Origin of the sequence: Myroides phaeus (genome assembly GCF_900099675.1) — a bacterium.
Classification (GTDB): Bacteria; Bacteroidota; Bacteroidia; order Flavobacteriales; family Flavobacteriaceae; genus Flavobacterium; species Flavobacterium phaeum.
Genome location: NZ_FNDQ01000009.1, coordinates 65,164 through 89,419, shown reverse-complemented (window position 1 = coordinate 89,419; position 24,256 = coordinate 65,164). Strand labels below are relative to the sequence as shown.

The following is a 24,256-nucleotide window of genomic DNA, read 5'->3' as shown; positions in this document are numbered from 1 at the left end:
CTAAGTTATCTTGCAATGAATAAATAATATAAAATCAAACAGATTCCGAATACGAAAGCAAATAAGTACAATCCGATGTTACCATTTTGTGCTTTTTTACCTTGTAACGATAAACCATCTGCTATTTTTCCTAATCCAAAAATAGTTCCAGATAAAGCTACTTCTACTACATCTCTAAAGAAAGTTGCAAGTACATAAATAGGCTTTACAAATAGTTTTTGATAGATTTCATCAATGTAATATTTGTTGTAAAGAACTTTGTGGAATCCAACAATTTCTTCGTCTTCTTGAGGAACTTCATTGTTTTTAATGTATTTGCTATAAGCAATTCCTAAACCGATTAAGAAACCAATTGTAGCAACAGCCATTAAAATATATTCAGTTGTTCCTAAAGCATGAGGATGTTTAGTAGCCGTGTTTACAATGACTGGTTTTAAGTATTCGTTTAACCAGCTATTTCCAGGTAAACTAATTACACCACCAATTACAGATAAACCTCCTAAAATCCACAATGGAATAGTCATAGAGGCAGGACTTTCGTGTAAGTGATTCTTTTGTTCTTGTGTACCTCTGAAGTTTTTAAAGAAAGTTAAGAACAATAGGCGGAACATATAGAAAGCAGTCATAATTGATGCAATCGAACCTATTACATATAAAGTTGGGTTATTGAAGAATGCAGTCATCAAGATTTCGTCTTTTGAGAAGAATCCTGAGAATAATGGGAAACCTGATATAGCAAGTGTAGCTAATAAGAAAGTAACATAAGTCGCTTTCATAAATTTGTTTAGACCACCCATTTTACGCATATCTTGTTCTCCGCCCATTGCGTGTATAACAGAACCAGATCCTAAGAATAAACAAGCTTTAAAGAAAGCGTGAGTTATTACGTGGAAAACTGCGATTTCATAAGCTCCAAAACCGATAGCCATAAACATTAATCCTAACTGAGAAACAGTAGAATATGCTAATACTTTTTTAATGTCATTTTGTACTAAACCAATTGTTGCAGCAAAAAGAGCAGTAAAGGCTCCAATAATTGCAATTATATTTTGTACTTGAGGAGCAAGGTCAAAAACAAAGTTTAATCTCGTAATTAAGAAGATACCTGCTGTTACCATTGTTGCTGCGTGTATTAAAGCAGAAACAGGAGTAGGACCAGCCATTGCATCAGGTAACCATGTGTATAATGGTAACTGAGCACTTTTCCCAACTGCTCCAATAAATAAAGCTAAAGCTGCAAAACCAATCCAAGTGTTAATTTGGTGATTTGTTCCTGTAGAAAGAGCTTCTTTGATAGTCATATAGTCTAAAGACTGGAATAAAAATGCTAAGATAAATACCCCAACCAAGAAACCTAAGTCTCCAATACGGTTCATGATAAAAGCCTTTTTAGCTGCATCATTATACGATTGGTTTTTGTGCCAGAATCCAATTAGTAAGTAAGAGCATAAACCTACACCTTCCCAGCCAATGAAAGTAATCAATAGGTTACTACCACCTACTAAAACAATCATAAAGAAGATAAATAAGTTTAGGTATCCAAAGAACTTACCATAGTTTTCGTCACCTTTCATATAGCTTGTCGAATACCAGTGTATTAATGTACCAATACCAGTAACGAATAATAACCAAAGTAGAGAAAGTTGATCCAATAAGAATCCAAAAGATATTTTGAATTTAGCTACTGCGATCCACTCAAATAAATCTACTTGAATAGGTGTTTTCGTACTATTAACTTGTACAAAAGCTATTACTGTAACAATGAATGAAATTAAAACTGCAAAGGTTGCTATAACTCCAGCACTATTACCTAACTTTTTTCCGTAGAAAATATTAATTAAAGACCCTAATAAAGGGACTAATAATAAAAGTAAAATTACGTTTGTGTCCATGCGGAATTACCCTTTTAAGTTTTTTAATTTATCAATATCAATTGATCCAATATTTCTGTAAATCGTTACCAGAATGGCAAGTCCGACTGCAACTTCTGCTGCTGCTACTGCCATAGTAAAGAATACGAATACTTGTCCTTGTGCATCTTGGTGATATGTTGAGAAAGCAACTAATAGCATATTAGCAGAGTTCAACATTATTTCAATACACATAAACATCACAATTGCGTTACGTCTATATAGAATTCCAAATACTCCGATACAAAATAAGATGATCGATAAGTATATGTATCTGTCAATACCGATGATTTCAATTACATTTTCCATAATTAAGCTGCTTTTTCGGTTTTATCCTTTTTAGAAATTAGAACTGCACCAATCATAGCTAATAATAATAGTACGGCAACCATTTCAAAAGGCATTACATATTCGTTTAAAAGAACTTTTCCTAAAACTTGAACTGACTGGAAATCTTCTCCATGAGCTGCATATTGCAATTCATAAGTTTGAGCACCTCTCATTGTTATAGAAAGTAATAGAATTCCAATGAAACAGAAAGCTATTGTAGCAATTAATTTTGTTACAAAAGGTTTTGCTACTTCATGGCTAATATTTAAGTTCATTAACATTATAGTAAAAAGCATCAAGATCATGATTGCTCCAGAGTAAACCATAATGTGTACCATACCTAAGAATTGTGAATTCAAAAGGATATAGTGACCTGCTATTGAGAAGAAACTTACCACTAACCATAGTGCACTATGAATAGGGTTCTTGCTCAATAAGGTTAAAGCTGCACTTCCGAGTGTTATAGTCGAAAGAATATAAAATAAAATTTCTACCATAATTAAGCTTGTTTCATGTTTTTAGTGTTCTCTTTAGCTACATCCAAAGGCATAACTAATTTATCTTTTCCAAATATGAAATTTTCTCTATTAATATCTGCTTTTGTAATTTGTTGTGATTTAGTTAAATAGATAGCTTGTTTAGGACAAGCTTCTTCACATAAACCACAGAAAATACAACGCAACATATTGATTTCGTAAATCTCAGCATATTTCTCTTCGCGATATAAATGCGCTTCTTCTGGTTTTCTCTCTGCTGCTTTCATTGAGATAGCTTCAGCTGGACATGATAGAGCACAAAGACCACAAGCTGTACAACGCTCTCTTCCTTCTTCGTCACGCATTAAAGTGTGTCTTCCTCTATATACAGGACTAAAAGGTCTTGTTTGTTCAGGATAGGCAATTGTTACCTTTTTCTTAAACATGTGTTTCAAGGTAACCATCATTCCTTTAAAAATCGCTACAAGATAGATACGCTCTGTCCAAGTCAGTTTCTTATTAGAAACAGTCTTTTTTCTTCCTGATAATGAATAATTGTTTGATGACATGTTTAGTTTTTTATAAGTAGTATAACAATAGCTGTAATAACTAAGTTTAATAGTGCAAGAGGAATTAAAGATTTCCATCCTAAGTTCATTAATTGGTCATAACGGAAACGTGGTAAAGTCCAACGTACCCACATGAAAACAAAAATGAAGAAACACAATTTGATAAATAGCGCTATTATACCTAATGTATTTCCGATATTCACACCCCAGTTTTCTACAACCCATGACATTCCAGGGTAGTTATAAGCTCCGAAGTATAGAACAGAAATAATTGTTGCAGATATAAATAAGTTGGCATATTCAGCAAATAAATAGAATCCCATTTTCATTGAAGAGTATTCTGTGTGGAAACCACCAATTAACTCTTGCTCACATTCTGCTAAATCGAAAGGAGCACGGTTTGTTTCTGCAAAAGAACAAATCAAGAAAATTAAGAAACCTACTGGCTGATAGAATACATTCCAATTCATACCAGATTGCTGTAAAGCTATTTCTCTTAAACTTAATGTTTGAGTCATTAAAAGTAGTCCGATTAGAGACAACCCCATTGCAATTTCATACGAAATCATTTGAGATGCAGCACGAATACCACTCATTAATGAATATTTATTATTAGAAGCCCAAGCACCAATCATAATTCCATATACCCCTACTGATAGTACAGCTAAGATGTATAATAAACCAACATTGATATCTGCTGCTTGTAATATAATATCTCTTCCAAATAAATGGAATTTGTCTCCCCATGGAATAACCGCACTTGTCATAAGTGCTAAAGTCATTGCTAAGAAAGGTCCAAATTTGAATAGGAATTTATTAGGTGTATTTGGTTCATATTCTTCTTTAGCAAAAAGTTTTAAACCATCTGCTAAGGGTTGTAATAAACCTCCTTTACCTGCACGGTTCGGTCCTAAACGATCTTGTATCCATGCTGCAATCTTACGTTCTGCAAGTGTAGCATACATAGCCATAAGCATTGTAACAGCAAATACTACAACAATGATAACCGCTTTGTCTATAATAATAGTTTTATCCATCCTTATGCCAATTTATTCTTTAGATTCTTTTTCTGTGTAAGGAATAGCTTTCATACTAATCTTTTGGCGGTCTTGATCACGACCTTCTAAGATCTGTTTTTCAGTTTTCATTACAACTTTGTCTAACTTCTGAGTGTAGTTATTTTGATTAATAACTGAAGACTTTTCGAATTTACGAGGACCTTCAATTACCCAATCTTTAGGATCTTTATGATCAAAACGACATTCATTACAGATAAACTCTTCAACTTCGTGGTATTGGTCCTTACGAGCAGTTACCCTTTGTATTTCATCACCGAACATCCAAAGTGTTGTTTTTCCTGAACAAGTAGGACAATTTCTATGTGCATTGTATGGTTTGTTAAACCAAACACGTGATTTAAAGCGGAATGTTTTATCTGTAAGTGCTCCTACAGGACAAACGTCAATCATATTTCCAGAGAATTCATTGTCAATTGCTGCTGAAATATAAGTTGATATTTGTGCGTGATCACCACGTCCACATACACCGTGTACACGTTTATCTGTCAGTTGTTCAGCTGTTTTTACACAACGATAACATAAGATACAACGGTTCATGTGAAGTTGGATATTATCTCCAATGTTCTCTGGGGCAAAAGTTCTTTTTTCTTCTTTAAACCTTTTTTGCTCTTTACCGTGGTTAAAGGCTAAGTTTTGAAGATCACATTCTCCTGCTTGGTCACAAACTGGACAATCTAAAGGGTGATTTATTAATAAGAACTCAGTAACTGCTTTACGTGCTTCTAAAACGCGAGGTGAAGTAATACTTTTCACTTCCATACCATCCATAACTCCTGTTTTACAAGAAGCCATTAGTTTAGGCATAGGACGTGGGTCAGCTTCACTACCTTTAGAAACTTCAACTAAACACGCACGGCATTTACCACCTGTTCCTTCTAATTTTGAATAATAGCACATTGCAGGAGGTACTGATTCTCCTCCAATCATTCTTGCTGCTTGTAGAATAGATGTTCCTGGTTCTACTTCTATTTCATGTCCGTCTATAGTAACTTTCATAAACTGTGCTTTTTAAGTTGAATATTTTTATTCAACGTATATTATTTATTAATCAAATGTTTTACTGATGAAAAAGGTTCATTCACAAAGTGCTCTCTGTTTTTAACTTTTTCAGGATATAAAACGTGATATTCAAATTCCTCTCTAAAATGTCTAAGAGCAGCAGCAACTGGCCAAGCAGCAGCATCTCCTAATGGACAAATAGTATTTCCTTCAATGTTACTTTGAATACTCCATAGTAAATCAATGTCTTCCATTGTACCGTGACCAGTTTCAATACGGTGAAGTACTTTCTCTAACCATCCCGTTCCTTCACGACAAGGTGAACATTGTCCACAGCTTTCATGTGCATAAAAACGAGCAAAGTTCCACGTATTTCTTACGATACAAGCAGTATCATTATAAACGATGAAACCACCAGAACCTAACATTGAACCAGTTTCAAAACCTCCGTCAGATAAAGATTCGTAAGTCATTAAACGATCTTCTCCATTAGCTGTTTTATAAATTAAATGAGCTGGTAAGATAGGAACTGACGAACCTCCAGGAATTAAAGCCTTAATAGGTCTATCATCCATCATACCACCACAATATTCATCAGAATTAATAAACTCCTCAACTGTGATTCCCATTTCAATTTCATAAACACCAGGTTTTCTAATATGACCAGAAGCAGAAATTAATTTAGTTCCTGCAGATCTACCTAAACCTATTTTAGAATATGCTTCACCTGAATTGTTTACAATCCAAGGCACATTAGCAATAGACTCTACATTATTTACTACAGTTGGATTTCCCCAAAGACCACTAACCGCAGGGAATGGTGGTTTGATACGAGGATTTCCTCTTTTCCCTTCTAATGATTCAATTAAAGCCGTCTCTTCTCCACAGATATAAGCACCTGCACCACAGTGTACATGTAAATCTAAAGAGTAATCAGACCCTAATATGTTTTTACCTAACCATCCGGCAGCATAAGCTTCTTTAATTGCTCTTTCTAATGTTTTGAAAACCCACATATATTCTCCACGAATATAGATATAAGAAAGGTTTGCTCCTAAAGCATAACTTGCTGTAATCATACCCTCAATTAATAAGTGAGGAATATGTTCCATTAAGAATCTATCTTTAAAAGTTCCTGGTTCAGACTCATCAGCATTACAAACTAAGTGTCTTGGTTTGCCTGATTTTTTGTCTATGAAACTCCATTTTAATCCAACAGGGAATCCAGCACCTCCACGACCTCTTAATCCAGAAGCTTTTACTTCTTCTGTAATAGCATCAGGAGTCATTGTTTTAATTGCCTTTTCTACTGAAGCATATCCACCATTTTCACGGTAAACTTCATAAGACTTAATCCCTGGGATATTGATTTTATCTAATAATATTTTTGTTGCCATATTACTATTTGTCGTGAAGAATTACTTTTCCTGCTTTGCAATCTTCGATGATTTGATCTATTTTTTCTCTTGTTAGATGTTCTTTGTAGAAGTCTCCTAATTGCATCATTGGAGCATATCCACAAGCCCCTAAACATTGTACTCCAACCACAGAAAACATTCCATCAGCAGTTGTTTCTCCTGGTTTGATGTTTAGCTTTTCACATGCATATTCCATCATGTCATCAGCGCCTCTAATTCCACAGCAAGAAGTTAAACAGAATTCGAACATATATTTACCAACTGGTTTTTGGTTGTACATAGTATAAAATGTAACTACCTCATATACCTCAATTGGAGTTATATCTAAAATTTCTGCTACTTTATCCATTAGTTCAGCACTTAACCAATTATCATGAGCATCTTGTACTTCATGTAAAACAGGTAATAGAGCTGATTTCTTTTTATCAGCAGGGTAGTGGCTTAACAATTCGTCAATACGTTGTTGAAGCTCTGCTGTGATATTGATATTTTGTTTATATTTCTTAGTTTCCATGATATTAAGCGTCTAATTCTCCTGCAATAATATTTAAACTTGACAAAGTGATAATCGCATCAGAAAGCATTCCGCCTCTTACGATATCATTATATGCTTGATAGATAATGAAACAAGGTCTTCTAAAGTGTAAACGATAAGGTGTTCTACTACCATCAGTTATAAGATAGAAACCTAATTCTCCATTACCTGCTTCAACAGGGTGATACAATTCTGTAACAGGTACAGGAATTTCTCCCATAATAATTTTGAAGTGATAAATTAGAGCTTCCATATTTGTGTATACGTCTTCTTTAGGAGGAAGGTAGTAATCTGGTACATCTGCGTGGTAAGGTCCTTCTGGCATTTTGTCTAAAGCTTGTTTGATAATTTTTAAACTCTCCCAAACCTCTGCATTTCTAACACAGAATCTATCATAACAATCACCACTTGTTCCTACAGGGATTTCAAAGTCAAAATCTTCATAAGAACAGTAAGGAGTTGCAACACGAACGTCATAATCTACACCTGCAGCTCTTAAGTTTGGTCCTGTAAAACCAAAGTTTATTGCTTCTTCAGCAGATATTCCACCTACACCAATTGTTCTGTCCATGAAAATTCTATTACGAGTTAATAGACCTTCAAATTCACTCCAAATAGCAGGGAATTCAGCTAAGAATTCATCAATAAGTTGATATACTTTAGGACTCCAGTCTCTTTCGAAACCACCAATTCGTCCCATATTAGTAGTTAAGCGAGCACCACTAATTTCTTCAAATATTTCGTATATTTTCTCTCTATATTGGAATACATATAAGAAACCAGTTAAGGCTCCTGTATCTACTCCCATAACAGAACTACATACAATATGGTCAGCAATACGAGCTAATTCCATTACGATTACTCGCATGTATTGAACTCTTTTTGGAATTTCGATTCCTAATGCTTTTTCAACAGTCATCCACCAAGCAGTATTGTTGATAGGAGACGAACAGTAATTTAAACGATCTGTTAGTACGTTGATTTGAAAGAATGGTCTGTTTTCAGCTATTTTTTCAAATGCTCTATGTATATAACCTACAGTTCCCTCACCATCAATCACTTTCTCACCATCAAGTAAAATGATGTTTTGAAAAATACCGTGAGTAGCAGGGTGAGTAGGACCTAAGTTTAGTATTTGTAATTCAGTTCCATCTTCTTGAAACTTCTCTTCAATTAGCTTTGCGTAACGCTCTTCAGGAGGTAATAATAAATCTGACATAATCTTTTTCCTTTCAGTTTGTATTATGAATTATGAACTGTTCTACCAAAGAATCTATCATCTTTGTCAGTACGTCCTGAATCTTCCATAGGGAACTCTTTTCTCAATGGGAAAGATTCCATTTGGTCCATATTCAAGATTCTTTTTAATTGCGGATGATTTTTGAAAGTAATTCCATAAAAATCATACGTTTCTCTTTCTTGCCAGTTTGCACTTTTAAACAAATCTGTTACAGAATCAACAACAGGATTTTTAATATCTATATACGTTTTAATGCGTATTCTAACATTATCAATCCAATTATGCATATGATATACAGTCGCTAATTGTCTGTTATCAGGGTTTTCTGCATAGTGAACTCCACAAACATCAGTTAGGAAATTGAAGTTCATTTCTGAATCTTCTTTTAGAAACTTTATAATGTTATGTAAGTCATTAGAAGCAACTTCAAATGCTAACATTCCATGTTGTTCATGAAATTCTGATACTGACATACCGAAGTTGTCAATTAGTTTCTTTTGAATTGTATTATTATCTAATGCCATACTATTTGTTTATGTTGTAAGAATCTAATAAATCATCATATTCTTTACTTCCTCGTCTGTTGACAGATTCAGATTTTATGATCTCTTGTAGTCTAAGTACCCCATCTAAAATTTGTTCAGGTCTTGGAGGACATCCAGGGACATAAACATCAACAGGGATAACTTTATCAATTCCTTGTAATACAGAGTAAGTATCAAAAATTCCTCCTGAACAAGCACAAGCACCAACTGCGATTACCCATTTTGGTTCCGCCATTTGTTCGTATACTTGACGTAAGATAGGAGCCATTTTTTTAGAGATAGTACCCATTACCATTAACATATCAGCTTGTCTTGGAGAAAAACTCATACGTTCAGATCCAAAACGTGCCACATCATAAGTAGCAGCCATAGTTGCCATAAATTCGATTCCACAACAAGAAGTTGCAAAAGGAAGCGGCCACATTGAGTTTGCTCTTGCTAATCCGACTACAGAACTTAATTTTGTTGCAAAAAATCCTTCTCCTACATATCCTTCAGGAGCTTCTACTGTATTGTATTTTTTATCGCTCATCTCTTTCTGATTTTTTAGTCCCACTCGAGACCTTTTTTCTTAAATTCATATAGTAATCCTACCAGAAGTAGGAATAAAAAGATTCCCATTTTCATTAATCCATCCCAACCCAATTCTTGGAAATTGATAGCCCAAGGGTATAAGAAGATTACTTCAACGTCAAATAATACGAATAATATAGCTACCAGGAAATATTTTACGTTGAAAGGGATTCGAGCACTACCAAGTGACTCTAATCCACATTCCCAAGTACTATCTTTAATTTTAGAAGATTTTTTTGGTCCTAATTTACCAGATACCCAAATTGTCATTGAAACAAAACCTGCCGCAAGGGCTATTTGCATCAGAATAGGTATAAAATCGAGTTGACTTGACTGCATAAGTTAAAGTATTTATATTAATACAACATACAAATATACTGCCGAAGTATCGTTTTACAAAGTTTTGTAACTCTATGAGTTGTAGCATTTAACTCGATAGTGTCAATATGTATTTAGATTAACTCTAAATAGAAGATAAAGGCATAAAAAAAAGCTATTCTTTCTACAAGAATAGCTTTTTAGTAATTGAAAATTATATGTCGTAAAATTAATTTCCTATCACTTCTACGTCAACAGCGATCAATCCTTTTTTACCTTTTTCTTCGTTGTAAGAAACGTGATCACCTTGGCTAACATTTTTAGTTTTTAATCCTGTGATGTGAACAAAAATGTCTTGTTTTGTAGCTTCGTTAGTAATAAAGCCAAATCCTTTGTCTTCGTTGAAGAACTTAATTACACCTGTATGCATTGTATTGAAATAAATAAATTATGTTCAAATATAGCGTTTGTTTCTAACTAAATTTAATTTTTTTTAATTTTTTTTAAAAAAGTGATTAAATCCTTTTTTTTGTTAAAAGAAAAAGGATTGATAGGTCTTAGTTAATGAAAGTAATTTTAAGTGATGTATTCTGAAGTTTTACTTATCTTTTTGAGTAGAGTTAAAAAAAAAGCCAGCTATTTAGCTGGCTTTTTCGGTTATATTTTATTCTTCTTCCAATGGTTTCATTTTGAATGTATCCATAAATGCAGTAGTGTAATTTCCTGCTACATAATTCGGATCATCCATAAGTTGTCTATGGAAAGGAATAGTCGTTTTAATACCTTCAATTACGAATTCATCTAACGCACGTTTCATTTTATTGATTGCCTCTTCTCTTGTTTGAGCAGTAGTAATAATCTTAGCAATCATTGAATCGTAGTTTGGTGGAATAGAGTATCCAGAATAAACGTGAGTGTCTAATCTTACTCCATGTCCTCCAGGAGCATGCATCGTGGTAATTTTACCTGGTGCAGGTCTGAAGTCATTAAATGGATCCTCTGCATTGATACGACACTCGATAGCGTGTAATTTAGGGATATAGTTTTTACCAGAAATAGGGGTACCAGTAGCCACTAAAATTTGCTCTCTAATTAAATCGTAATCAATTACTTGTTCTGTAATTGTGTGTTCAACTTGAATACGAGTGTTCATTTCCATGAAATAGAAGTTTCTATCACGGTCAACTAAGAACTCAATTGTTCCTGCACCTTCGTATTTAATGTATTCTGTTGCTTTTACAGCAGCTTCACCCATTCTTTGACGTAAATCATCTGTCATAAATGGTGAAGGTGTTTCTTCAGTTAATTTTTGGTGTCTTCTTTGGATAGAACAGTCACGTTCAGATAAGTGACAAGCTTTTCCATATTGGTCACCAATAACTTGGATTTCAATGTGACGTGGATCTACAATAAGTTTTTCCATGTACATACCGTCGTTTCCAAAAGCAGCAGCTGCTTCTTGTCTTGCACTTTCCCAAGCTTTTTCAACATCCTCTTCTTTCCAAAGCTCTCTCATACCTCTACCACCACCACCGGCAGTAGCTTTCATCATAACAGGGAAACCAATTTCTTTGGCTACTTTTTTAGCGTGTTCTAATGATTCGATAAGTCCGTCAGAACCAGGAACCGTTGGAACACCTGCTTTTTTCATTGTTTCTTTAGCAGTTGCTTTGTCTCCCATTTGTTCAATCATTTCAGGTCCAGCTCCAATGAACTTAACACCGTGTTCTTGACAAATTTTAGAGAATTTAGCGTTCTCAGCTAAGAAACCATAACCTGGATGAATTGCGTCTGCATTTGTAATCTCAGCAGCTGCAATAATATTTGAAATCTTTAAATAAGATAGGTTACTTGGAGCTGGTCCAATACAAACAGCTTCGTCAGCAAAGCGAACGTGTAAGCTATCTGCATCTGCAGTAGAATAAACTGCTACAGTTTTAATGCCCATTTCTTTACATGTTCTAATAACACGTAGGGCAATTTCACCTCTATTAGCGATTAATATTTTTTTAAACATCTCTTGAAACTTTAATTTGTACTCTTGTTAATTCGTACTATAAAATAGTGCGATAGTTTGTTTTTAAAAATTTCTTAAGATGGATCTACCAAGAATAATGGTTGGTCAAATTCTACTGGTGAAGCGTCGTCAACTAATACTTTAACGATTTTTCCTGAAATTTCAGATTCGATTTCGTTGAATAATTTCATTGCTTCAATTACACAAACTACATCTCCTGTTTTGATTGTTTTTCCAACTTCTGCGAAAGGCTCTTTATCTGGAGCTGGTTTTCTGTAGAAAGTACCGATAATAGGGGATTTAACAGTAATGAATTTTGAGTCATCATCTGCTTTAACTTCAGTAGCAACTGGAGCTGCTACAGGAGCAACACCTTGTTGAGCAACAGGCGCTTGAGCCATAGTTGAAGCAACAGGTACTTGTTGAATGTAAGTTGTCTCAGTGTTACCTGCTTCAGTTGTTTTAATGGTGATTTTAAAATCATCCATTTCTAATTTCACTTCTGTAGCACCTGATTTTGCTACAAATTTGATTAAATTTTGAATTTCTTTAATATCCATACCTAATGTATTGGTTAGTTGTTTTTTACTTTTTTGTATATGCCCATTTTAAATAAATAGAACCCCACGTAAATCCTCCTCCAAAAGTAGCGAAAATAATATTATCTCCTTTCTTAAGTAGGTGTTCGTAATCGCAAAGTAATAGTGGTAAAGTGGCAGATGTTGTATTTCCGTATCTTTCGATATTCATTAATACTTTAGAATCATCAAGTCCCATTCTGTGAGCAGTGGCGTCAATGATTCGTTTGTTTGCCTGATGCGCAGCAAGCCAAGTTACATCATCGTGTGTAAGGTTGTTGCGTTGCATAATTTTTTCACTAACATCAGCCATATTTGAAACAGCATATTTAAATACTGTTTTTCCATCTTGGAATACGTAATGTTGTTTGTTAGCTACTGTTTCGGCATTGGCAGGTAAAATAGAACCACCTGCGTCAATTTTAAGATATTCACGACCGATACCGTCACTGCGTAAGTACTCATCTTGTATCCCTAAACCTTCTGAGTTAGGTTCGAATAATACTGCACCAGCAGCATCTCCAAAAATAATACAAGTTGCACGATCAGTATAGTCGATAATTGATGACATTTTATCAGAACCAATTAATAATACTTTTTTGTATTTACCTGATTCAATATAAGCAGAAGCTACAGACATTCCGTATAGGAAGCTGGAGCAAGCCGCTTGTAAGTCAAAAGCAAAAGCATTTACTGCTCCAATTTTTGTTGCTACATATACACCTGTTGAAGCAACTGGCATATCTGGAGTAGCAGTAGATAAAATGATTAAATCGATGTCTTTAGGATCGGTTCCTGATTTTTGTAGTAAATCTTCGGCAGCTTTTATAGCCATAAAAGAAGCTCCAGCACCAGGTGCTTTAAGAATTCTTCTTTCCTTGATTCCTGTTCGACTAGTTATCCATTCGTCGTTAGTGTCAACCATCTTTTCCAGAAGAGCATTTGTAAGCTTATCTTCCGGTAGGTAACATCCAACTGCGGTAATGGCTGCATGTATTTTTGTCATATGGTGTTGCTTTACTTTATAAAAACATTCCAAAAAGAGACGAAAATTACAAAAAAAAAACGAATTTTCGACCTTTCTGGGTTATAAAGTACTTTTTTTGGCTTTTTATATCCAAAAAAAAACTCTCACACATTGTGAGAGTTAATCTGTACTTTTCAAAAGTTATGCCTCTACTGCAGCAGTCTTGTCAATTACAACTTGCCCTCTGTAGTAAAGTTTTCCTTCATGCCAGTAAGCTCTGTGGAATAAGTGAGCTTCTCCTGTTACTGGACAAGTAGCGATAGTTGGAGCTACTGCTTTGTAATGAGTTCTTCTCTTATCTCTTCTTGTTTTCGAGGTTTTTCTCTTAGGATGTGCCATTTTACTATATTATTTATCCGTTAATAGTTTCTTTAATTCTGACCAACGAGGGTCAATATTGTCATTATCTTTAATATCTTCTTCTGTTTCTTCCTCTTCATCAATATCGTCAAGATCTAAATCATCAAATAAATCATCGTCTTCAAACAAGTCGTCTATTTCTTGATCATAAGCACCTCGATATCCTAATATATCTAAAGCTTCAGAATCTAATGTTCCATCTAAAACACCAGGGTGAACCCTTTTTTGTGGTATAGCCAGAGCAATTATTTCATATATGTATTGAGCGACGTTTACCTGATGTTCAGAAAATGGGATAATTAATATCTCATCGTGGTCATCGTTGTATTCTTCGCCAAACTTAACAATTATGTCGATCTTTCCTTCAATCGGAAGGTCAAAATCTACATTTGTTACATCGCAAGGTACATTTGCAATACCATTTACTGCGATATTTAATTCTAACAGTGTACTTTTTTTGTCAAGAAGTACTGTTATATCAGCATTTATGTTGTTGAAATCGTCATAATTATAGTTTTCAAAAAAACTATTGTCAACTTTAAATTCAAACGTATGCTTACCGTTTTTCAATCCAGTAAAGTGAATTGAAAAGTTTTTTTCAATATTCATGGAATACATGATTTGAGCGTGCAAAGATAAAAAATAATTACAATTACAAGCTAATTATCAATTTTTTTTGTACTAAAATCTTTTTCTTGAGGCTGTAATGGGTTATTAGCAGATTCTAAATTTCTGTTTCTATTATTGTAGATATCTATAGCTAAGTACACAGCTTCTCTAAAAGAAGTTACGTCTGCTAATCCTTTTCCTGCTATTTCATAAGCTGTTCCGTGATCAGGAGAGGTTCTAATTTTGTCAAGTCCCGCTGTATAATTTACACCTTTTCCAAACGAAATTGCTTTAAAAGGAGCTAAACCTTGGTCGTGGTAACAAGCAATTACTGCATCAAAATGTTTATAGGTTTCAGAGCCAAAGAATCCATCAGCGGCAAAGGGACCAGATACTAAAATACCTTCTTCGTGTAATTTTTTAACGGTAGGGATAATTGTTTCTATTTCTTCTTTACCGATAACACCTCCATCTCCAGCGTGTGGGTTTAATCCTAATACAGCAATTTTTGGAGTAAATACGTTAAAGTCCTTTTTTAAGGTACTATTGATTGTTTTAACCTTTTGTTCTATCAATTCAGGTGTGATTGCTTTTGCTACATCTTGGATAGGTAGATGGTCTGTAAGTAATCCAATTTTTAATTCATCACTAACTAAGAACATTAAAGCATCTCCTTCTAATTGTTCGTTTAAGTAATCTGTATGACCAGGGTATTTGAACTCCTCATCAACACTGTTGTATTTATTAATAGGTGCTGTAACTAAAACGTCAATTTCACCATTTTTTAATGCTTCAGTAGCGCTTATAAATGATTTAATAGCATACTTTCCAATTAATGGATCATTTTTCCCAAAAGAAATATTGATGTTTTCTTTCCAAAGATTGTAAACGTTTAATTTATTGGGTATAACTTGTGATAGGCTATCTATCCCTTGAATAGCTGTATTATTGCCTATTGTTTTTTTAACGTATGATAGAGGTTTTGAATTTCCAAATATTATAGGAGTGCAAATTTCAAGCATTCTGCTGTCCTCGAAACATTTGAGTATAACTTCACTGCCAATTCCATTTAGGTCTCCTATTGAGATCCCTACTTTTATAATTTCTTCTTTCTGGCTCATAGTTTCGTTTAAATTATTGCTACTTTTGAAAGCAAATTTAATAAAAATAAATGGAGTTATGTTTACAGGTATTGTTGAAAACATCGGAAAAATAAAAAGTATTGTAAAAGAACAAGAGAATTTACATATTACTGTACAATGTGGTTTTGCACAAGAACTTAAGGTAGATCAGAGTGTTTTACACAATGGTATTTGTTTAACGGTTGTTGCTATTGATGGTGATTGTTACCGTGTAACTGCTATTAAAGAGACAATAGCTGTAACAACTGTAGGTTATTGGCAAGAAGGACAAGAATTGAATTTGGAAAGAGCAATGCTGTTTAATGGACGATTAGATGGGCATATAGTTCAGGGACACGTAGATCATATTGGTGAGTGTGTTTCTATTGAAGAAGCAGGAGGGAGTACCTATTTTGGCTTTGAATATAAAAATGATTCACAACACGTTACTATTGAAAAAGGATCAATTACGATTGATGGAACGAGTTTAACAGTTGTTGACTCTGGGGTTAATACATTTAAAGTAGCCATTATTCCGTTTACATTAGAGCATACGATATTTAAGAACTATACAATAGGAACAAAAGTAAATCTTGAGTTTGATGTGGTTGGTAAATATGTTGCTAAGTTGATGAGTGCTGGTAAATTATAGTTTTACATTTTTAGCTTTTATCTATAAAAAGGTTTAATTTGTATGCGTAAATAATAAGTATGAAGTTTAATTCACAGAATAGTAATTTTGCGGCAATGAATGATGAAGAACTGGTTCAGTTTATTGTTCATAGCGGTAATACTAATTTATTTGGAATACTTTACGATAGGTATGCGCAGAAAGTTTTTGGAAAATGTCTGGGTTTTGCAGAGTCAAGAGATGTAGCAGAAGATTTAACACAAGATATCTTTGTTAAGCTATATTTGAATTTGAAAAACTTTAGAGGGGATTCAAAGTTTTCTACTTGGATTTACTCATTTGCATATAACCATTGTGTAAATTATTCTAAATCGGTTTTAAAGAAAAAGAGAAAAGAAGAGAATTTGAGCGACGAAAATCAATATGATATTGCAGTTGAAGATGAAATCAGTGATGAAGAAATCTTTGCATTAAGTGTTGGTAAGTTACAAGAGTCTTTAGTGAGGCTTGATTCTGAAGATAAGATTCTATTATTGATGAAATATCAAGATGATAAGCCTATTAAGGAAATATCTGCCTTGTTAGATTTGGGAGAAAGCGCTGTTAAGATGCGTCTTCATAGAGCTAAGAAAAGAATTGTAGAAATTTATAACTCATTGTAATTATGGATAATCCGTTCAAAAAAATACTTCAGGATGAAAAATTACCAGATTACTTAAAGGATAGGGTAATAGATAATCTTAATTTTATTAAGTTGTCATTGGATATGTCAGAGTTATACACAGTAAAAATTCCTCAGACAATTCAAAGCTTAATGGGAGAAAAAGATACAAAAAGAGAAAACGAAATAATCGAGAAAATTAAAAATAGTAAGAATGATGGAACTTTATAGTTTTGAGTATCCAAGCCAAATGATTAGCTCAGTAACAGGATCTTTGTTAAAGGGATTGATGGGCTTTGTTTTTTTAGTAGGTTATATTTTGCTTTGCTGGTTAGTGGTAAAGTTGCTTTCTTATGTTTTAAAGAAAGTTTTTAAAGTAATTAGATTAGATAAGATACAGAAATTAATAAACGAAAATGAGTTTTTAAGTAAGCTAAACTTTGCAATAAAAGTAGACAGTATATTAATCTTTTTTGTAAAGATTTTTGTTGTCTTTCTTATGGTCGTTGTCGGAGCTGAGTTATTCGGGCTTGATATTGTTTCTCGAGAAGTAGGAAATTTAATGCTTTATGTTCCTAAGGTTTTTGTAGCATTGCTAATCTTTGTAGGGGGACTATATTTTGCTTCTTGGATTAAGAAAGCAGTTGTAGGAGTTTTGAAAGCCGTTGATTTTAGTGGCGCTCGTATGATTGGGAATATACTTTTCTATTTGATTTTAGTGTTTGTAATTATTACTACGTTAAATCAAATGGGTATAAATACTGATATTATCACAAGTAATATTTCTATTATAATAGGAGCTTTGTTGTTAACAGTAGCTCTGTCTTTAGGATTAGGTTCTAAAGATGTTATTACAAGATTACTATATTCATTTTATGCGAGAAAGAACTTAGAACTTGGTCAATTGATTCGAATAGATGGATTAGAAGGATATGTGATTTCTATAGATAATATCTATTTGTGTTTATTAGTAGAAGGGAAAAAGCATTATTTGCCAATAGCAAAAGTTTCAGAAAGTCATATTGAAATAATAAAATAGAATTGGGCGATTGTTGCATAGATAATAATTGGCAACGTAGCACAAAAGAATATATATTTTTTAAACTGCATCATATACGAAAGTATGGGTGCAGTTTTTTTTATGTAGTTTTTTGTTGGAGACATTGAAAAGGGAAAGGGGACTTGTTGTTTAATAGAGAACTTGTATTTCTTTATATGATAGGGTGTAAAAGAAGAGGTGTTCGAAAGTGAAGAGGCTTTTGTTTTATGCTTAGTCGACACTTGTACCACATTAATACCACATTAGTACCACACTTGTTCGGAAAAGAGGGGTGTTTTCCGAGTGAATGTGGGCTATATGTCGAAGATGTGTGGTACGAGTGCTGTACAAGATACGCATTAGCCTTGTGGTTGTTCAGTTTATGTGGGGGTAATGTAGTTTTAAATAGTACAAAAAAAACAGTAGTAAACGGATGTCTACTACTGTTGTATAATTAAATTACTTTGTTTGTTTAAAACAAGTCAAGAATAATTAGTCAATTTTGATTGTTAAAACTGATATTTTTGAGTGATTTACTAAATCTTCGCTAATGCTTCCGTTGAAGAAATGAGATAATCCCGTTCTGCCGTGTGTAGCAATAGTAATTAAATCAGCATTAATCTTTTTAGAGAAATTGATTATTCCCTTTTCAACATTCAAATCATTATATATTGAAAGGTCAAATGAGTTATCAGTAGTATCCTGTAAGAAGTCATTTAAAATTTCTTCTGCTACGTGTGTCGGTTTAAAACTATTTGGAGTATTAACCATTAGCAAGTGTAAATTTGCGTTTAATAGGCTGTTTAAACGTAAAATTCTTTTGAAAGGTTCTTTCATATTATCAGAGAAGTCAGATGCAAAAACGATATCATTGATGTTAAATTCTTCATCGTCTCCTTTGATTACAAGAACAGGGATATCAGAAGTGCGAACTACTTTTTGTGTGTTAGAACCAACAAAGTATTCTTTAGCTCCACTTACACCATGAGATCCCATAACGATTAAATCCACATCATTTGTTTCGGCTGTTTTGACAACACCAGGCGAAGTTCTTTCAAGAATTAAGCTGGTAGATACATTTACTCCGTTGAATATTTCAGATAAAGCAAGCTCTTTTAGTTTGTGTTCTGCGGCATTTTTAAAGAACATAACCTCAGGAATAGGAGAGCCTTTACTTATGCTGTCGCTACCCTGTTGTGGTAAATCAAGAACGTGCAATAATAATATTTCTGAGTTCGATTTTTTTGCAAGAACTGCTGCTATTTTTATAGCATTATAGGCTTGAGAAGAAAAGTCTGTTGGGACAAGTATTTTTTTCATGGTATTATTAGTTGTTTTATCTATTTATTTGTGTGATTTAAAGTTAAGAATATAATTATCAATAGGCAAAAGTTTTATTTGTAATAAAAAAATTAATATCTTTGTGCTGTTATTTATTAAAACAAGTTAAATAATGAGGGGACATAGATGTCCCCTCTTTTTATAGCATATGACATTAAAAAGTAAAGTACAACAATTAATTGATCAGGCATTAGAGCAGTATCCGTCTATATTTATCATAGATTTTACTATATCGTCTGATAATAAAATTACTGTTATTATAGATGGTGATGAAGGCGTAGTATTACAAGATTGTATCAATTTTAGTCGCGCTATTGAGCACAATTTGGATAGAGAAGAAGAAGATTTTTCTCTTGAAGTAGCCTCAGCAGGAGCAACTTCACCAATAAAATTGTTCCGCCAGTATAACAAGAATATTGGTAGAAAGTTAAAAGTGGTAACACACGAACAAGAAAAGTACGAAGCTACATTAGATAGTATCGTAGACGATAAGATAGTTCTTAAGTGGAAAACGAGAGAACCAAAACCTGTCGGGAAAGGAAAAGTTACAGTAGAAAAAGAAGCTGTAATTCCTTTTGAGAATATTAAAGAAGCGAATGTTATAATTTCATTTTAAAAATATAAAGATCACATGGAGAATAGAGATTTAGTAGATTCATTCTCAGAATTTAAAGACGAAAAAGATATCGAGCGTGTAACGCTGATGGCTATTTTAGAAGATGTATTTAGAAATGCGTTGAAAAAAAGATTTGGAGCTGATGATAATTTTGATATTATTGTTAATCCAGATAAAGGTGATTGCCAGATATTTAGAAACCGTACTGTTGTAAATGATGGTGAAGTAGAGGATGATAATTATGAAATATCATTATCACAGGCACGTAAAATCGAACCAGATTTTGAGGTAGGAGAAGAAGTTTCTGAAGAAGTGAAATTGGAGCAATTGGGAAGACGTGCTATCTTAGCATTGCGTCAGAACTTAAACTCTAAAGTTACTGAACATGATAATACTACTTTGTACAAACAGTTTAAAGACATCGTAGGTGAAGTTTATTCTGCTGAAGTGCATCACATCCGTCCAAAAGTTGTAATTTTGATGGATGAAGAAGGAAATGAAATCGTATTACCGAAAGAAAAACAGATTGCATCTGACTTTTTTAGAAAAGGTGATACAGTAAGAGGTATTATTGAGTCTGTTGAATTGAAAGGTACAAAACCACAAATCATCATGTCTCGTACTTCTATTAAATTTTTGGAAAAATTGTTTGAACAAGAGATTCCAGAAATTGCAGATGGTCACATCTCTGTAAAAAAAGTAGTGAGAATTCCAGGAGAAAAAGCGAAAGTTGCTGTAGATACATTTGATGATCGAATTGACCCAGTTGGTGCTTGTGTAGGTATGAAAGGGTCTCGTATTCATGGGATTGTTCGTGAGTTAGGAAACGAGAATATTGACGTTATTAACTTTACAAACAATGTAGATTTATTTATTAAACGTGCATTAGCTCCAGCTCGTGTTAACAAAGTTGTTATCGATGAGGAAGCTAAAAAAGCAAATGTTTATTTAGATTTAGAAGAGGTATCTCGTGCGATTGGTCGTGGAGGTCAAAACATCAAGTTGGCTGGTATGTTAACTGGATACGATATTGATGTTATGAGAGAACTAAACCCTGAAGATGATGACGTTGAATTAAAAGAATTCAAAGATGAAATTGACGAATGGGTTATTGAAGAATTTGCAAGAATTGGTTTGGATACAGCAAAAAGCGTTTTAAGTCTTAGTGTTGATGAGTTGATGAAACGAACTGATCTTGAAGAGGAAACAATTGAAGATGTGATGAGAATCTTGAAGGAAGAGTTCGAAGATTAACACCAGCAAAACAACACAACACATTTAAATACACTAAAAAGATAATATGTCTGAAGAAAGAGCAATAAGAATAAATAAAGTTTTAAGGGAATTGAATATTTCTCTAGATAGAGCCGTTGACTTTTTAAAAGGTAAAGGGCATGATATCGACGCAACACCTAATGCTAAAATTTCTGAGGTAGAATATAGCGTTTTGTGTAAACAATTTTCTGCCGATAAAGGTAAGAAAGAGGCATCTATTGAGGTGAGTGAAGAGAAAAAGAAAGAGAAAGAGGCTTTTAAATTGGAGCGCGAGAAAGAGCTAGAGGAAAAGAAAAAGCAAGAAGAATTACGTATCAAACGTGAGCAAGAAATCATTAGAGCTAAGGCTGAAGAGATTGCTGCTATAAAGACGGTTGGTAAAATTGATCTTGAGCCTAAGAAAACTAAAGCTCCTTCAGAAGATGTAAATAAAGTGAATAAAACTTTAGAAAAAGATGCTAAAGCTCCTGCTAAAGATAGTAAGGGTAAAGAGTCTAACACAGTTGTAGAAAGCAAAAAAGAAACTGCTCCTAAAACTGAAGTTAAGAAAGAGGCGTCTAAAGTAACGAACCCAGGTAAACAAGTGGAAGGTAAAAAAGAGGTAGAAAAACCAAAACAAAAGGAATCTACAGGAGGTAAAGATGCTTCATTTAAAAAGGTTGATTCTAAAAAAGTAGAAGAGACTAACAATGCAGATGCAAAAGTTGGAGATGAAGTAATCAAAACAAATTACCAAAAGCTTTCAGGAACTACTTTTACAGGACAAACAATTGACTTGTCTCAATTTAATAAGCCTAAGAAGAAAAAAGAAGATCCTAAAAAAGGAAATGGTAACGCTTCTAATAAAGATAACAAAAAAGAAGGTACTCAGGGTGCTAACAAGAATAAGAGAAAACGTATTGCAAAACCTGGTGAGGGGACGAATACTAATAATGCTAATTCTAACAATACAGGAGGAAATAACAACAATAACAAAGGAGGTCACAACAAGAATAATAGTGGTGGTGGAAAATTTGGTAATAAGAATAACCAAAGAAGAAATACTGCTCCTATTGTAAAAGCTGAGCCGACTGAAGAAGAAGTTAAAAACCAAATTAAGGAGACACTTGAGCGTCTTCAAGGTAAAGGTAATAAGTCAAAAGCTGCTAAGTATCGTCGTGATAAACGTGATACACACCGTAAGAAAACGGATATGGAGCAGTTAGAAATCGAAGCTGGAAGCAGAATCTTGAAAGTAACGGAATTCGTTACTGTAGGTGAAGTTGCTACGATGATGGATGTGCCTATTACTAAAGTAATTGGTAGTTGTATGTCATTGGGAATTATGGTTACGATGAATCAACGTTTAGATGCTGAGACATTGACTATTGTTGCTGATGAATTTGGATATGAAGTAGATTTTACAACTGCTGATATTGACGAAGCTATTGAAGAAACTCCAGATAGAGAAGAAGATTTACTACCAAGAGCTCCTATTGTTACAGTAATGGGACACGTGGATCACGGTAAAACATCTTTATTGGATTACGTTCGTAAAGCTAACGTAATTGCTGGTGAGTCTGGTGGAATTACACAACACATTGGTGCGTATGGTGTAACGTTAGAAGGAGGACAAAAGATTACATTCTTAGATACTCCTGGTCACGAGGCCTTTACAGCAATGCGTGCTCGTGGTGCTCAAGTTACAGATATTGTTATTATCGTAATTGCAGCGGATGATGACATTATGCCACAAACAAAAGAGGCGATTAGCCACGCTCAAGCGGCTGGTGTGCCAATTATTTTCGCAATTAATAAAGTTGATAAACCAACTGCAAATCCTGATAAGATTAAAGAGCGTTTAGCTTCTATGAACTTATTAGTTGAAGAGTGGGGAGGTACTTATCAATCACAAGATATTTCTGCTAAACAAGGTATTGGTATGAAAGAATTACTTGAAAAAGTTCTTCTTGAAGCTGAAATGTTAGAGTTAAAAGCTAACCCTAATAAAGCAGCTGTTGGTACTGTTGTTGAAGCATTCTTAGATAAAGGTAGAGGATATGTATCTACTGTATTAGTTCAAGCTGGTACATTAAAAGTAGGTGATTACTTATTAGCTGGTCGTAACCATGGTAAGGTTCGTGCTATGCATGATGAACGTGGTAATTCAGTTAAAGAAGCTGGACCTTCAAGACCAATCTCTGTATTAGGTTTAGATGGTGCTCCTACTGCTGGTGATAAATTCAACGTATTTGAAGAGGAAAAAGAAGCTAAACAAATTGCTGCTAAACGTACTCAGTTAGTTCGTGAACAATCTGTACGTGCTCAACGTCATATTACATTGGCAGAGATCGGACGTCGTATTGCTTTAGGAGATTTCAAAGAATTGAATATTATCTTAAAAGGAGACGTGGACGGTTCTGTTGAGGCATTATCTGATTCATTCTCTAAATTATCTACTGAAGAAATTCAAATTAATATCATTCATAAAGGTGTTGGTGCGATTACAGAATCTGACGTGTTGTTAGCTTCTGCTTCTGATGCAATTATTATCGGATTTAACGTTCGTCCTATGGCATCTGCTAAACAATTAGCTGATAAGGAAGAGATCGATATCCGTAATTACTCAATCATCTATGATGCAATTGATGACTTGAAAGATGCAATGGAAGGTATGTTATCTCCAGAGATGAAAGAAGAAGTTACAGGAAGTGCTGAAATTCGTGAGTTGTTCAAAATTTCTAAAGTTGGAACAATTGCTGGATGTATGGTTACTGATGGTAAGATCTTCCGTTCTTCAAGAATCCGCTTAATCCGTGAAGGTGTTGTTATCTATACTGGTGAGTTACTTGCTTTAAAACGTTTCAAAGACGATGTTAAAGAAGTTGCTAAAGGATATGATTGTGGTATTCAAATTAAAAACTACAATGACATTAAAGAATACGATGTTATTGAAGCATTCCAAGAAGTGGAAGTTAAGAAAAAACTTAAATAGTAATATATTATTAGA

At 33.8% G+C, this 24,256-nt stretch carries 27 protein-coding genes; 7 read left to right on the top strand and 20 right to left on the bottom strand.

The window, feature by feature from the left end:
• Positions 1 to 5 precede the first annotated feature (5 nt).
• From nuoL to pdxA, 19 genes are all read right to left on the bottom strand, one after another.
• Positions 6 to 1,892 (bottom strand): NADH-quinone oxidoreductase subunit L, encoded by a 1,887-nt coding sequence (nuoL, locus tag BLT46_RS06400; RefSeq protein WP_090407927.1) that lies wholly within the window; start codon positions 1,890 to 1,892, stop codon positions 6 to 8.
• Between the two features lie 6 nt (positions 1,893 to 1,898).
• On the bottom strand, positions 1,899 to 2,219 hold the full coding sequence (gene nuoK / locus BLT46_RS06395) for an NADH-quinone oxidoreductase subunit NuoK (RefSeq protein WP_006257701.1): 321 nt from the start codon (positions 2,217 to 2,219) through the stop codon (positions 1,899 to 1,901).
• A 2-nt stretch (positions 2,220 to 2,221) separates the two neighbouring features.
• Positions 2,222 to 2,737 (bottom strand): NADH-quinone oxidoreductase subunit J family protein, encoded by a 516-nt coding sequence (locus BLT46_RS06390; protein ID WP_090407925.1) that lies wholly within the window; start codon positions 2,735 to 2,737, stop codon positions 2,222 to 2,224.
• Positions 2,738 to 2,739: 2 nt separating this feature from the next.
• Positions 2,740 to 3,285: a NuoI/complex I 23 kDa subunit family protein gene (locus BLT46_RS06385; RefSeq protein ID WP_090407922.1), complete on the bottom strand. Its 546-nt coding sequence runs from the start codon at positions 3,283 to 3,285 to the stop codon at positions 2,740 to 2,742.
• A 2-nt stretch (positions 3,286 to 3,287) separates the two neighbouring features.
• Positions 3,288 to 4,322, bottom strand: coding sequence for an NADH-quinone oxidoreductase subunit NuoH (gene nuoH / locus BLT46_RS06380; RefSeq protein WP_090407919.1), 1,035 nt, complete (start codon positions 4,320 to 4,322; stop codon positions 3,288 to 3,290).
• 12 nt (positions 4,323 to 4,334) lie between these two features.
• Positions 4,335 to 5,360: an NADH-quinone oxidoreductase subunit G gene (locus tag BLT46_RS06375; protein ID WP_090407916.1), complete on the bottom strand. Its 1,026-nt coding sequence runs from the start codon at positions 5,358 to 5,360 to the stop codon at positions 4,335 to 4,337.
• A gap of 41 nt (positions 5,361 to 5,401) precedes the next feature.
• Positions 5,402 to 6,760 carry an NADH-quinone oxidoreductase subunit NuoF gene (nuoF, locus tag BLT46_RS06370; RefSeq protein WP_090407913.1) on the bottom strand — a complete coding sequence of 453 codons (1,359 nt, stop codon included), beginning with the start codon at positions 6,758 to 6,760 and terminating at the stop codon, positions 5,402 to 5,404.
• Between the two features lie 4 nt (positions 6,761 to 6,764).
• Positions 6,765 to 7,295, bottom strand: coding sequence for an NADH-quinone oxidoreductase subunit NuoE family protein (locus BLT46_RS06365; RefSeq protein ID WP_090407910.1), 531 nt, complete (start codon positions 7,293 to 7,295; stop codon positions 6,765 to 6,767).
• A gap of 4 nt (positions 7,296 to 7,299) precedes the next feature.
• Positions 7,300 to 8,535 carry an NADH-quinone oxidoreductase subunit D gene (locus BLT46_RS06360; protein ID WP_090407907.1) on the bottom strand — a complete coding sequence of 412 codons (1,236 nt, stop codon included), beginning with the start codon at positions 8,533 to 8,535 and terminating at the stop codon, positions 7,300 to 7,302.
• 23 nt (positions 8,536 to 8,558) lie between these two features.
• Entirely contained in the window at positions 8,559 to 9,080 is a 522-nt protein-coding gene (locus tag BLT46_RS06355; protein WP_090407904.1) for an NADH-quinone oxidoreductase subunit C, read from the bottom strand.
• A 1-nt stretch (position 9,081) separates the two neighbouring features.
• Positions 9,082 to 9,633, bottom strand: coding sequence for an NADH-quinone oxidoreductase subunit B (locus BLT46_RS06350; protein ID WP_090408029.1), 552 nt, complete (start codon positions 9,631 to 9,633; stop codon positions 9,082 to 9,084).
• Between the two features lie 14 nt (positions 9,634 to 9,647).
• Complete coding sequence (locus BLT46_RS06345) at positions 9,648 to 10,013, bottom strand: NADH-quinone oxidoreductase subunit A (RefSeq protein WP_090407901.1); 366 nt, start codon at positions 10,011 to 10,013, stop codon at positions 9,648 to 9,650.
• A 208-nt stretch (positions 10,014 to 10,221) separates the two neighbouring features.
• Positions 10,222 to 10,422 carry a cold-shock protein gene (locus BLT46_RS06340; protein WP_090407898.1) on the bottom strand — a complete coding sequence of 67 codons (201 nt, stop codon included), beginning with the start codon at positions 10,420 to 10,422 and terminating at the stop codon, positions 10,222 to 10,224.
• A 234-nt stretch (positions 10,423 to 10,656) separates the two neighbouring features.
• Positions 10,657 to 12,009 (bottom strand): acetyl-CoA carboxylase biotin carboxylase subunit, encoded by a 1,353-nt coding sequence (accC, locus tag BLT46_RS06335; RefSeq protein WP_090407895.1) that lies wholly within the window; start codon positions 12,007 to 12,009, stop codon positions 10,657 to 10,659.
• A 74-nt stretch (positions 12,010 to 12,083) separates the two neighbouring features.
• Positions 12,084 to 12,569 carry an acetyl-CoA carboxylase biotin carboxyl carrier protein gene (accB, locus tag BLT46_RS06330; protein ID WP_090407892.1) on the bottom strand — a complete coding sequence of 162 codons (486 nt, stop codon included), beginning with the start codon at positions 12,567 to 12,569 and terminating at the stop codon, positions 12,084 to 12,086.
• Between the two features lie 25 nt (positions 12,570 to 12,594).
• The gene (locus BLT46_RS06325) at positions 12,595 to 13,593 is read right to left on the bottom strand and encodes a beta-ketoacyl-ACP synthase III (RefSeq protein WP_090407889.1); all 999 of its coding nucleotides are present in this window, start codon (positions 13,591 to 13,593) and stop codon (positions 12,595 to 12,597) included.
• 162 nt (positions 13,594 to 13,755) lie between these two features.
• Complete coding sequence (gene rpmF, locus BLT46_RS06320) at positions 13,756 to 13,953, bottom strand: 50S ribosomal protein L32 (protein ID WP_010251658.1); 198 nt, start codon at positions 13,951 to 13,953, stop codon at positions 13,756 to 13,758.
• A 9-nt stretch (positions 13,954 to 13,962) separates the two neighbouring features.
• Positions 13,963 to 14,583 carry a YceD family protein gene (locus tag BLT46_RS06315; protein ID WP_090407886.1) on the bottom strand — a complete coding sequence of 207 codons (621 nt, stop codon included), beginning with the start codon at positions 14,581 to 14,583 and terminating at the stop codon, positions 13,963 to 13,965.
• A 50-nt stretch (positions 14,584 to 14,633) separates the two neighbouring features.
• A complete protein-coding gene (pdxA, locus tag BLT46_RS06310; RefSeq protein WP_090408026.1) occupies positions 14,634 to 15,704 on the bottom strand; it encodes a 4-hydroxythreonine-4-phosphate dehydrogenase PdxA in 1,071 nt (356 codons plus the stop codon).
• 58 nt (positions 15,705 to 15,762) lie between these two features.
• On the opposite strand from pdxA, the gene BLT46_RS06305 reads away from it, so the two are divergent.
• The 4 genes from BLT46_RS06305 to BLT46_RS06290 are packed head-to-tail and all read left to right on the top strand — an operon-like array spanning position 15,763 to position 18,035.
• Positions 15,763 to 16,356, top strand: a complete 594-nt coding sequence (locus BLT46_RS06305) for a riboflavin synthase (protein ID WP_090407883.1) — start codon at positions 15,763 to 15,765, stop codon at positions 16,354 to 16,356.
• A 59-nt stretch (positions 16,357 to 16,415) separates the two neighbouring features.
• Entirely contained in the window at positions 16,416 to 16,997 is a 582-nt protein-coding gene (locus tag BLT46_RS06300) for an RNA polymerase sigma factor (RefSeq protein WP_090407880.1), read from the top strand.
• A gap of 2 nt (positions 16,998 to 16,999) precedes the next feature.
• Positions 17,000 to 17,227: a hypothetical protein gene (locus BLT46_RS06295; RefSeq protein ID WP_090407877.1), complete on the top strand. Its 228-nt coding sequence runs from the start codon at positions 17,000 to 17,002 to the stop codon at positions 17,225 to 17,227.
• Positions 17,211 to 18,035: a mechanosensitive ion channel family protein gene (locus BLT46_RS06290; RefSeq protein WP_245722955.1), complete on the top strand. Its 825-nt coding sequence runs from the start codon at positions 17,211 to 17,213 to the stop codon at positions 18,033 to 18,035. The genes BLT46_RS06295 and BLT46_RS06290 overlap by 17 nt, the downstream gene beginning before the upstream one ends.
• A 492-nt stretch (positions 18,036 to 18,527) precedes the next feature.
• Here the strand turns inward: BLT46_RS06290 and BLT46_RS06285 are convergent, their stop codons facing one another.
• Positions 18,528 to 19,355, bottom strand: a complete 828-nt coding sequence (locus tag BLT46_RS06285) for a universal stress protein (RefSeq protein ID WP_090407874.1) — start codon at positions 19,353 to 19,355, stop codon at positions 18,528 to 18,530.
• Positions 19,356 to 19,524: 169 nt separating this feature from the next.
• Between BLT46_RS06285 and rimP the strand changes: the two genes are divergently transcribed.
• From rimP to infB, 3 genes are read left to right on the top strand one after another with little or no spacing between them, the layout of a single operon-like run.
• Entirely contained in the window at positions 19,525 to 19,992 is a 468-nt protein-coding gene (gene rimP / locus BLT46_RS06280; protein WP_090407871.1) for a ribosome assembly cofactor RimP, read from the top strand.
• A 15-nt stretch (positions 19,993 to 20,007) separates the two neighbouring features.
• The gene (gene nusA / locus BLT46_RS06275; RefSeq protein ID WP_090407867.1) at positions 20,008 to 21,246 is read left to right on the top strand and encodes a transcription termination factor NusA; all 1,239 of its coding nucleotides are present in this window, start codon (positions 20,008 to 20,010) and stop codon (positions 21,244 to 21,246) included.
• 46 nt (positions 21,247 to 21,292) lie between these two features.
• The gene (infB, locus tag BLT46_RS06270) at positions 21,293 to 24,241 is read left to right on the top strand and encodes a translation initiation factor IF-2 (protein ID WP_090407863.1); all 2,949 of its coding nucleotides are present in this window, start codon (positions 21,293 to 21,295) and stop codon (positions 24,239 to 24,241) included.
• The last annotated feature ends 15 nt before the right edge of the window (positions 24,242 to 24,256 follow it).

Bases quoted from the DNA above. Each gene is read 5' to 3' on its own strand.
- BLT46_RS06365 (WP_090407910.1), bottom strand. From the start codon at position 7,295: ATGGAAACTAAGAAATATAAACAAAATATCAATATCACAGCAGAGCTT.
- nuoH (WP_090407919.1), bottom strand. From the start codon at position 4,322: ATGGATAAAACTATTATTATAGACAAAGCGGTTATCATTGTTGTAGTA.
- nuoL (WP_090407927.1), bottom strand. From the start codon at position 1,892: ATGGACACAAACGTAATTTTACTTTTATTATTAGTCCCTTTATTAGGG.
- BLT46_RS06290 (WP_245722955.1), top strand. From the start codon at position 17,211: ATGATGGAACTTTATAGTTTTGAGTATCCAAGCCAAATGATTAGCTCA.
- BLT46_RS06305 (WP_090407883.1), top strand. From the start codon at position 15,763: ATGTTTACAGGTATTGTTGAAAACATCGGAAAAATAAAAAGTATTGTA.
- accC (WP_090407895.1), bottom strand. From the start codon at position 12,009: ATGTTTAAAAAAATATTAATCGCTAATAGAGGTGAAATTGCCCTACGT.
- accB (WP_090407892.1), bottom strand. From the start codon at position 12,569: ATGGATATTAAAGAAATTCAAAATTTAATCAAATTTGTAGCAAAATCA.
- nusA (WP_090407867.1), top strand. From the start codon at position 20,008: ATGGAGAATAGAGATTTAGTAGATTCATTCTCAGAATTTAAAGACGAA.
- BLT46_RS06385 (WP_090407922.1), bottom strand. From the start codon at position 3,285: ATGTCATCAAACAATTATTCATTATCAGGAAGAAAAAAGACTGTTTCT.
- rimP (WP_090407871.1), top strand. From the start codon at position 19,525: ATGACATTAAAAAGTAAAGTACAACAATTAATTGATCAGGCATTAGAG.
- BLT46_RS06285 (WP_090407874.1), bottom strand. From the start codon at position 19,355: ATGAAAAAAATACTTGTCCCAACAGACTTTTCTTCTCAAGCCTATAAT.
- BLT46_RS06340 (WP_090407898.1), bottom strand. From the start codon at position 10,422: ATGCATACAGGTGTAATTAAGTTCTTCAACGAAGACAAAGGATTTGGC.
- nuoF (WP_090407913.1), bottom strand. From the start codon at position 6,760: ATGGCAACAAAAATATTATTAGATAAAATCAATATCCCAGGGATTAAG.
- BLT46_RS06350 (WP_090408029.1), bottom strand. From the start codon at position 9,633: ATGAGCGATAAAAAATACAATACAGTAGAAGCTCCTGAAGGATATGTA.
- rpmF (WP_010251658.1), bottom strand. From the start codon at position 13,953: ATGGCACATCCTAAGAGAAAAACCTCGAAAACAAGAAGAGATAAGAGA.
- BLT46_RS06295 (WP_090407877.1), top strand. From the start codon at position 17,000: ATGGATAATCCGTTCAAAAAAATACTTCAGGATGAAAAATTACCAGAT.
- infB (WP_090407863.1), top strand. From the start codon at position 21,293: ATGTCTGAAGAAAGAGCAATAAGAATAAATAAAGTTTTAAGGGAATTG.
- BLT46_RS06345 (WP_090407901.1), bottom strand. From the start codon at position 10,013: ATGCAGTCAAGTCAACTCGATTTTATACCTATTCTGATGCAAATAGCC.
- BLT46_RS06325 (WP_090407889.1), bottom strand. From the start codon at position 13,593: ATGACAAAAATACATGCAGCCATTACCGCAGTTGGATGTTACCTACCG.
- BLT46_RS06300 (WP_090407880.1), top strand. From the start codon at position 16,416: ATGAAGTTTAATTCACAGAATAGTAATTTTGCGGCAATGAATGATGAA.
- BLT46_RS06355 (WP_090407904.1), bottom strand. From the start codon at position 9,080: ATGGCATTAGATAATAATACAATTCAAAAGAAACTAATTGACAACTTC.
- BLT46_RS06390 (WP_090407925.1), bottom strand. From the start codon at position 2,737: ATGGTAGAAATTTTATTTTATATTCTTTCGACTATAACACTCGGAAGT.
- pdxA (WP_090408026.1), bottom strand. From the start codon at position 15,704: ATGAGCCAGAAAGAAGAAATTATAAAAGTAGGGATCTCAATAGGAGAC.
- BLT46_RS06360 (WP_090407907.1), bottom strand. From the start codon at position 8,535: ATGTCAGATTTATTATTACCTCCTGAAGAGCGTTACGCAAAGCTAATT.
- BLT46_RS06375 (WP_090407916.1), bottom strand. From the start codon at position 5,360: ATGAAAGTTACTATAGACGGACATGAAATAGAAGTAGAACCAGGAACA.
- BLT46_RS06315 (WP_090407886.1), bottom strand. From the start codon at position 14,583: ATGAATATTGAAAAAAACTTTTCAATTCACTTTACTGGATTGAAAAAC.
- nuoK (WP_006257701.1), bottom strand. From the start codon at position 2,219: ATGGAAAATGTAATTGAAATCATCGGTATTGACAGATACATATACTTA.